At 66.8% G+C, this 7,305-nt stretch carries 8 protein-coding genes; 3 read left to right on the top strand and 5 right to left on the bottom strand.

Going from position 1 to position 7,305, the window contains the following annotated elements:
* Window positions 1-134 precede the first annotated feature (134 nt).
* From GY937_19890 to GY937_19870, 5 genes are all read right to left on the bottom strand, one after another.
* Window positions 135-272, bottom strand: coding sequence for a hypothetical protein (locus GY937_19890; protein ID MCP5058971.1), 138 nt, complete (start codon window positions 270-272; stop codon window positions 135-137).
* A gap of 124 nt (window positions 273-396) precedes the next feature.
* Entirely contained in the window at window positions 397-1,608 is a 1,212-nt protein-coding gene (locus tag GY937_19885; protein ID MCP5058970.1) for an FtsX-like permease family protein, read from the bottom strand.
* A 14-nt stretch (window positions 1,609-1,622) separates the two neighbouring features.
* Entirely contained in the window at window positions 1,623-2,825 is a 1,203-nt protein-coding gene (locus GY937_19880) for an ABC transporter permease (GenBank protein ID MCP5058969.1), read from the bottom strand.
* Complete coding sequence (locus GY937_19875; protein ID MCP5058968.1) at window positions 2,822-3,547, bottom strand: ABC transporter ATP-binding protein; 726 nt, start codon at window positions 3,545-3,547, stop codon at window positions 2,822-2,824. Before GY937_19875 ends, GY937_19880 begins: the two co-directional genes overlap by 4 nt.
* Window positions 3,544-4,692, bottom strand: a complete 1,149-nt coding sequence (locus GY937_19870; protein ID MCP5058967.1) for an efflux RND transporter periplasmic adaptor subunit — start codon at window positions 4,690-4,692, stop codon at window positions 3,544-3,546. Before GY937_19870 ends, GY937_19875 begins: the two co-directional genes overlap by 4 nt.
* 555 nt (window positions 4,693-5,247) lie before the next feature.
* Here GY937_19870 and GY937_19865 point away from each other — a divergent pair.
* From GY937_19865 to GY937_19855, 3 genes are all read left to right on the top strand, one after another.
* On the top strand, window positions 5,248-6,165 hold the full coding sequence (locus GY937_19865; GenBank protein ID MCP5058966.1) for an integron integrase: 918 nt from the start codon (window positions 5,248-5,250) through the stop codon (window positions 6,163-6,165).
* A gap of 315 nt (window positions 6,166-6,480) precedes the next feature.
* Entirely contained in the window at window positions 6,481-6,780 is a 300-nt protein-coding gene (locus GY937_19860; GenBank protein ID MCP5058965.1) for a rhodanese-related sulfurtransferase, read from the top strand.
* The gene (locus GY937_19855) at window positions 6,758-7,111 is read left to right on the top strand and encodes a hypothetical protein (protein ID MCP5058964.1); all 354 of its coding nucleotides are present in this window, start codon (window positions 6,758-6,760) and stop codon (window positions 7,109-7,111) included. The genes GY937_19860 and GY937_19855 overlap by 23 nt, the downstream gene beginning before the upstream one ends.
* Window positions 7,112-7,305: the final 194 nt, after the last annotated feature.

Below are 7,305 nucleotides of genomic sequence, written 5' to 3'. Positions count from 1 at the left end.
TCTCACGCGCCAAGTCCAAGCCTGGCAAGACGATCGCAACCGAACGACGAAGGGCGTCGACTGGCAATTCACGACCCAACAAGCCCGCGTGAAACTGCGACGACTCTACCCCCAGCTTTTGGTGTGACAAGGGACTAGGGCGGCTGCAAACAATGTAGACGATAGCCCTCGAGCACCTCTTCGCGAAGGGGCGTGAGGGAGAGATGGGCTTCGCTGCGGGTCATCTCGTGAAGGCCGCCCCTCCCGATTTCAAGACCGCTGCCTTCAACCACTCGGCCACCTCTCCTGTGGAAGAGGCTGGAAGGGGAGGGAATCGGGAGGTTCGAGAACGTCCTGACGGCTCTCCGGGTGATCTCGGGCACGAGGGAGCGTTGGCGTTGCTCCGGTGCCTCTCGTCTACTCGGCCCGAAGCGCCTCCACGGGCTCGAGACCCGCCGCGCGCCGGGCCGGGCTCACGCCCGAGAGCACCCCCGCAGCCGCGCTCATTCCCAGGGCTGCGAGCACGTACTCGACCGGCGCGTGAAGCGGGATGCCGGGAGCCAGCAGGCGCACGACGAACATCACGGCCAGGCCGATCACCAGTCCTGCCATGCCTCCGAGCGACGTGAGCAGCAGGGCCTCGGCAAGGAAGATGAAGAGCACCTGTTGCGCGGTCGCGCCGAGCGCGCGCAGGAGTCCGATCTCACCCACGCGTTCACCCACGGAGATCCACATCATGGTGAAGATCCCGATCGCGCCGACGAGCAGCGAGATGCCTGCGATGACCGCGACCGAGAGGGTGATGACGTCCATCACCCGGCCGAAGACCTCCAGCATCTCGGTCTGGGTGGAGAGCGTGAAGTCCTCCTTGCCGCCGTGACGCTCCATGAGCACCTTCCGAACCCGCTCGGCGACTCTGTCGGTCATTCCCTCGTGGGCGAACAGGACGTCGATCTCCTGGAGTTCGTCGAGGTTGAAGAGCCGCATGGCGGTCGCGGCCGGAATGTAGGCCGCATCGTCGATGTCGAAGCCGAGCATCCGGCCCTTCGGCGCCATGACGCCGATCACACGCAGGCGGGCGCCCGCCACGCGCACGAGCTGCCCGAGTGCATTCTCCTCGCCGAAGAGTTCGCGCTTGAGCTTGGGGCCGAGGACGGCGACGGAGCCTCCGCGGCGGGGATCGCCAGGAGGGAGGAAGCTGCCCTGTCCGATCTCGAATGAGAAGACCTCGGGCAGCGTCGATGTCGTCCCATAGATGAAGACGCTGCGGCCGCGCCCGCCCCCCTCGACGCGAGCCTGGCCCATGGCCATCGGCACCACCTCGGTCACATCGGGGATCCGTGCAATCGCCTCCGAATCCTCGATCGTGAGCTTGCGGGTCGTGCCACCGAAGGCGCCCGGGATCCCCATCGTCTCGGTCTTGCCAGGATTGATGGCGATGACGTTCGTACCGAACTGGGAGAACTGCGCGACGATGTAACGCCGTGCTCCCTCACCGAGAGAGGTGAGGAGCACCACCGCCGCCACGCCGATCGCGATGCCTAGCATCGAGAGCACCGACCGGGTGGGGTGGCCCCGCATGGCCCCGGTGCTGAGCCGGAGCAGATCGGCCGGGTCGAGCGTCGCCATGCCCCTCCTCCTGCTCAGCGGCCCTGAAGGGCCGACACCGGGTCGAGTCGGGCCGCTCGCCAGGCCGGGAGCACACCGAAGAGTGTCCCGGTCCCGAAGGATACGCCAATCACCGCGCCCACGGCCCAGGCCGGCGGACTGGCGGGGACCGCGGGATAGAGAGCCGTGCCGAGCTCGACGACCGCCCAACCGAGAGCAAGCCCGATGGCGCCGCCCGCGGTCGAGAGCAGCACGGCCTCGAGCAGGAAGATCAGCAGGATCTGGCGCCGGGTGGCGCCGAGGGCCTTGAGGAGCCCGACCTCGCTCGTCCGCTCCGATACCGAGACCAGCATCACGTTCATGATCCCGATCCCCGCGACCGTCAGGCTGATCGCGGCGATCCCGGCCACGACCAGGGTCAGCACCTGGAGGATCGACGAGAGGGAGCTCAGGACCGCCTCCTGGGTGATGATGGTGACGTCCTCCTCGTCGTGGCGCTCGATCACCACGTCGATGACCCGGCGCTTCACGGCTTCCATGTCGGCCAGGGAGTGCACTTCGAGCACCGCACGCGAGAGCGAGGTGCGGTTCGCCATGCGCAATCCCGTGGCGACCGGCACGAGGACGACCTCGTCCATGTTCAGTCCCATCTGCGTGCCCTGCCCGGCGAGGACGCCGAGCACTCTCATGCGCCAGCCCCCGACCCGGATCGGCTCGCCCACGGCATTGGCCTGGCCGAAGAGTTCGCGCGCGACCTTGCGGCCGATCACGACCACGGGCGCCCCGCGCTCCCAGTCCCCGGCCGGCAGGAAGCGGCCGGCGAGCATGCGCAGATCCCGAACGCGGCGGAAGTCGGGTGTCGTGCCGATAACCATCACATGGCGGCCGCGCTCGAGGTGGGCCACATCTGCGGTCGACAGGGCGATCGGAACCGCGCGGAGCACCTGGGGGATGCGCCTCTGAACCGCCTTGACATCCTCGAGGGTGAGATCGTTAGGTGCCCCCATCACACCCGGGAAGCCGCCGGTGGTCTCGTTCTTGCCGGGCATGACGATCAGCAGGCCGCTACCGAGGCTGGCGAACTGGTCGGTCACGTAGCGGCGGGCGCCCTCGCCGAGCGCGGTGAGTGAAACGACTGCAACGACACCGATCACGACGCCGATCAGCGAGAGGAGGGTGCGCCGCCGGTGCTGAGCGAGCGCCGTGGCGGCAAAGCGAAGAATGTCGACGGTCTTCACGGGGCCGGGACGTCTTCGGCAAAGAGCGTGGCGAGATCGCTCACGGATCGCCCCTCCACGCGGCGAACGATCTGCCCATCCCGCAGGACCACCACCCGATCGGCTCGTCGGGCCACGCTGGGGTCATGGGTGACGACGAGGAGCGTCTTCCCGTTGGCATTGAGCTGAGAGAGCATTTCGAGCACCTGGTGGCCGGAGCGGGAGTCGAGGTTGCCGGTGGGCTCGTCGGCGAGCAGCAGACCCGGGCCCATGATGGTCGCCCGGGCGATCGCGACGCGCTGCTTCTGGCCGCCCGAGAGCTCGCTCGGTCGATGCCCCGCCCACGGCATGAGCCCGACTGCATCGAGGGCCTCCTCTCCCCGCTTGCGTCGCTCCGCGGGCGGCATGCCGGCGAAGATCAGCGGCAGCTCGACGTTGTCGAGGGCGGAGAGACGAGGCACCAGGTGGAACGACTGGAAGATGAAGCCGATCCGATGCAGTCGCACCTCGGCGAGTTCGTCCGGGTCGAGGCTCGCCACCTCGCGTCCATCGAGCCGATAGCGCCCCCGGGTCGGTCGGTCGAGACAGCCGATGATGTTGAGGAGCGTGCTCTTGCCGGAGCCTGACGGGCCCATGATGGCGACGTGCTCTCCGTCCCGGATCTCCTCGGTTACGTCGCGAAGGGCGTGCAGCTCCTCGTCGCCCATCCGGTAGGTGCGCCAGACGTCCTCCAGGTGGATCATGGGCCGTTGCCCGTATCCTCGGACGCCACCACGGCGCTGGCGCCGGCCTGGACCTCGACCCGGTCGAGGGAGACGACGATCTGCTGGCCTTCGGAGAGTCCCCCCTCCACCTCCGCGAATCGCCAGTTGCGCAGACCCATCTCTACCTGCAGCTCCCTCAGCACGCCGTCGTCCAGGACGAGTACCCGCTCGCCTTCAAGCAATGCCGATGTCGGAATGCGCAGCACGTCTGCGCGCGTCTCGAGCACCACTTCGACGTCTGCGCTGGTGCCCGGCAGCAGTTTGGCTCCCTCGGCCGGGTCATCGAGCTCGACCTCGATCTCGACGGTGCGATTCTGGGCCTCGATGTCGACCACGTAGGGCGCCACGCGCACCACATGGGCTCCGAAGCTCTCGCCTGGTCGCGAGTCCACGGTGAGCTTGGCGGCCTGGCCCTCATGGATGGAAGCCGAGTCGACCTCGTCCATCGGTGCGCTCACATACAGGGAAATCGGATCGATCAGGTCCACCACTGCGGGCGACGTGAGGAGCGGAGGAGAAGGTGTCACCCACTCGCCTACTTCGGTGCTCACCTCGGCCACAATGCCGTCGAAGGGCGCGACGATCACGGTCTTGGCGAGCTCCGCCTCGGCCGCACGCACCTGGGCACGAGCGCTCGCAAGCTCCTTGCGTGCGGCGTCGCAGCCCACCCGGGCCGCGTCGTAGCCGTACTGGAGCTGGTCGAGTACGTCGTCCGCAACGATGCCCTGCTCGGCGAGCTTCTTCATTCGCCCGAGCTCGCGGCCCGCCCGATCCCGACGCAGGCACGCTTCGGCCAGCCTGGACTTGGCGACCTCGGCGCCGCGCTGGGCGAGATCGAGCTGCGCGACCATGCTCGAATCGTTGAGCCGCACCAGTATGTCGCCGGTGCTGACGCGCTCGCCTTCGCGGTGGGCGATCTCGATAACGCGCCCGCCGGTCTCCGCCGTGATCCTCGAGCGTCGGCGCGCCTTCACCGTACCCGCCTTGGAGTTGGTCACAATGGAGTCGACGACGCCGCGCCCGACGCTGGCCACCCGCACCTCGACCGGGTCCCGGCGCCAGGACGGTGAAGCGAAGCGCGGCGCCCGCCGCGATGAGGAGCAGCAGGACACCAACCCGGACACTCCACCTGCGGCCCGCGGTCGGGACTGCCTCCGTCATGCGCGCAGGCTAGCCACGATCCGGCTGCCGAACGCGCGAACCGCAGGTTCGAAGCCTGATGCGCTCTCTCTGTCGGTGGTGGATCGACTTCTCTGGCGACGTCGATCGCATCCGCTCTCGCCCATTCTGGGCGGTTCCGGCCCGACGCAACTCACCGAACTTGCTGAAATCACAGGCATTCATCCCATTTTCAAGACCGCTGCGTTCAACCACCCGGCCACCTCTCCGGTCGAGAAGGATAGCAATCGCGGTCAGTTGCAGAGGCACGTTTCAGGCTCCGCGGGTGTGACGTCGCCGTTGACATCGCTTTTCCGGGGTCGGGGAGGTCCGCGCGTCGGTCCCGTCAGCAGCCCCGATCGGCTTCGGCTTCGATCTCGAGCAGAGCCTGCTCGGCTAGCGAAGCTCCGGGTGCTCGCGTAGGTTCGGGGAGCCCGGTCCCGGCGGAGCGCCTCGTGTCCTTGCCGCCCGACCCGCCGAAGCCGCCGAGGTTCCTCGACCAGGTCCGTCGCGTCGCCCGCATGCGCCGCTACAGCCGACGTACCGAGGACGCCTACGTCCATTGGATCCGGCGATTCATCCTGTTCCACGACACCCGCCACCCAAAGGACATGGGCGCTGACGAGGTGATCGGGTTCATCTCGAGCCTGGCGATCGACGGCAAGGTGAGTGCGCGCACACAGAACCAGGCGTTAAGCGCCCTCAAGTTCCTCTACCTCCGCGTCCTGGACCGTCCGCTGGATGCGCTCGACGAGTTCGAGCGGGCGCCCGTTCGGCAGCGGCTCCCCGTCGTCCTCTCCCGGGACGAGGTCCGCCGCCTCCTCTCGGCCGCGGAACCGGCGCACCGACTCCCGCTCACCTTGCTGTACGGAGGTGGCCTGCGCCTCCTCGAGGGGCTTCGGCTCCGCATCAAGGATATCGACTTCGACCGACACCAGATCGTGGTGCGGGAGGGAAAGGGCGACCGCGATCGGGTGACGACGCTACCGAAGCTTGTGGATGAGCCGCTGCGCGCCCACCTCCGGAACACCCGCCGGCTCCACGACGACGATCTGAAGCGCGGCCTGGGACAGGTGCCGCTGCCATGGGCGCTCCAGAGGAAGTACCCACGTGCGGGCCGGGACTGGGTGTGGCAGTACGTCTTCCCGGCCACCCGCCTGGGCCATGATCGGAAGACCGGCGACCGATTTCGTCATCACCTACACGAAACCGTCCTGCAGCGCGGCATCCGGAAGGCCGCCTTGCGCGCCGGCCTGGCCAAGCGCGCGACCTGCCACACCCTGCGCCACTCCTTCGCGACCCACCTGCTGGAGGACGGCGTCGACCTTCGAAGCGTCCAGCGCCTCCTCGGCCACCGCGACGTCCGCACCACCATGATCTACACACACGTGCTGGAACGCGGCCCCCTCGGCCTGCAGAGTCCGGCCGACCGACTCTAGACCCCACCGAAGAGCCTCGCCGCCTTTCCGCATCAGCGCACGGCAGCTCCCCGAAAAACCCAAGGAAGTCCGACACCTGGCCCGACTCTCCCCAGCCAAAGGCGGCAATAGGATGCAGCCCCGCGGCCATATCGACCATTCTGCGGATTAGGCTGCACCGCCTCGCAGCATTTCCGAACTCCCAGCCCTGCAGTCACGCGAAAGCGCAGCAGATCCGAACCCATAGCTCGGGAATGGGCTGCAGGGCTATGCTTTGCTGAGGGTCCCGTGGTGGGATCCAATACTAGTTATACGGCGAACGCGGATCTGGGTGCGATGCTTGAAGAACTGCAAGTCTGGTACCGCGACCAGTGCGACGGCGAGTGGGAGCACCGATACGGCGTAGTGATCGAAACGCTCGACAATCCGGGATGGCTGCTCAAGATCGATCTCGCGGGCACCGGACTCGAATCGAAGTCCTTCGCTCCGATCGAAGAGAACACACCCGAAGCCTCATGGGTCCACTGCAAAGTCCAAGAACAGAAGTTCGAAGCTGCTTGCGGTCCCACGATGCTCTCGACTGCAATCGCGCACTTCCTCTCTTGGGCGAACGATGCTGATTGTCCTTCTCGATGAACCTGGCCTGTTCGTCTTTCCGTCGGTTGACGACGCGGTTCGCGAAATCGAACCCATCGACGCAGAGTCTGAAATACGCGCCGCCTTCGATGAGACGGGTACGCCATACGAAGTGCAATGGGCTCGTCCGAACAAGCGCCGGAAGGCTCTCTTCGGTCTCTTTGAATCAATCGAGCCGGGCGAGTACTGGCTCGTCCCGGCCGGCCCGTCAGATCCACGGTCCTTGGTTGAGCTTATCCAGTCGCACTCAGACTCCACGACTCCACCCGAGGCAAAGGCAGATCTCGACGCACTGCTCGCTGGCCTGAGCACCGCGGAACATCGAGAATGAAGCGCCACTACCCAAGGCCAGTACGCGACCCGCAAGCCAATCGCCGTATAACCCCTATCAGGCCCCCGGTTGTCAACAGGCAGTGACGTCCCCTGACGCCTGCCCTCTTGGAGCAGCGTTGTTTCTTGGGCGCGTCGTTCCTCCCTCGTCTCCGACTTTCGTTTCTCTCTTCGGGTTCCAGGCTCTGGAGCCTG

The sequence above is a fragment of the bacterium genome (assembly GCA_024228115.1).
Taxonomy (GTDB): domain Bacteria; phylum Myxococcota_A; class UBA9160; order UBA9160; family UBA6930.
Note: the sequence above shows the minus strand (reverse complement) of the source record. Positions and strands in the feature narration are given on the sequence as shown.

Coding starts and splice junctions, on each gene's coding strand:
- GY937_19885 (MCP5058970.1), bottom strand. CDS start 1,608: ATGGCGACGCTCGACCCGGCCGATCTGCTCCGGCTCAGCACCGGGGCC.
- GY937_19875 (MCP5058968.1), bottom strand. CDS start 3,547: ATGATCCACCTGGAGGACGTCTGGCGCACCTACCGGATGGGCGACGAG.
- GY937_19865 (MCP5058966.1), top strand. CDS start 5,248: ATGCGCCGCTACAGCCGACGTACCGAGGACGCCTACGTCCATTGGATC.
- GY937_19860 (MCP5058965.1), top strand. CDS start 6,481: ATGCTTGAAGAACTGCAAGTCTGGTACCGCGACCAGTGCGACGGCGAG.
- GY937_19855 (MCP5058964.1), top strand. CDS start 6,758: ATGCTGATTGTCCTTCTCGATGAACCTGGCCTGTTCGTCTTTCCGTCG.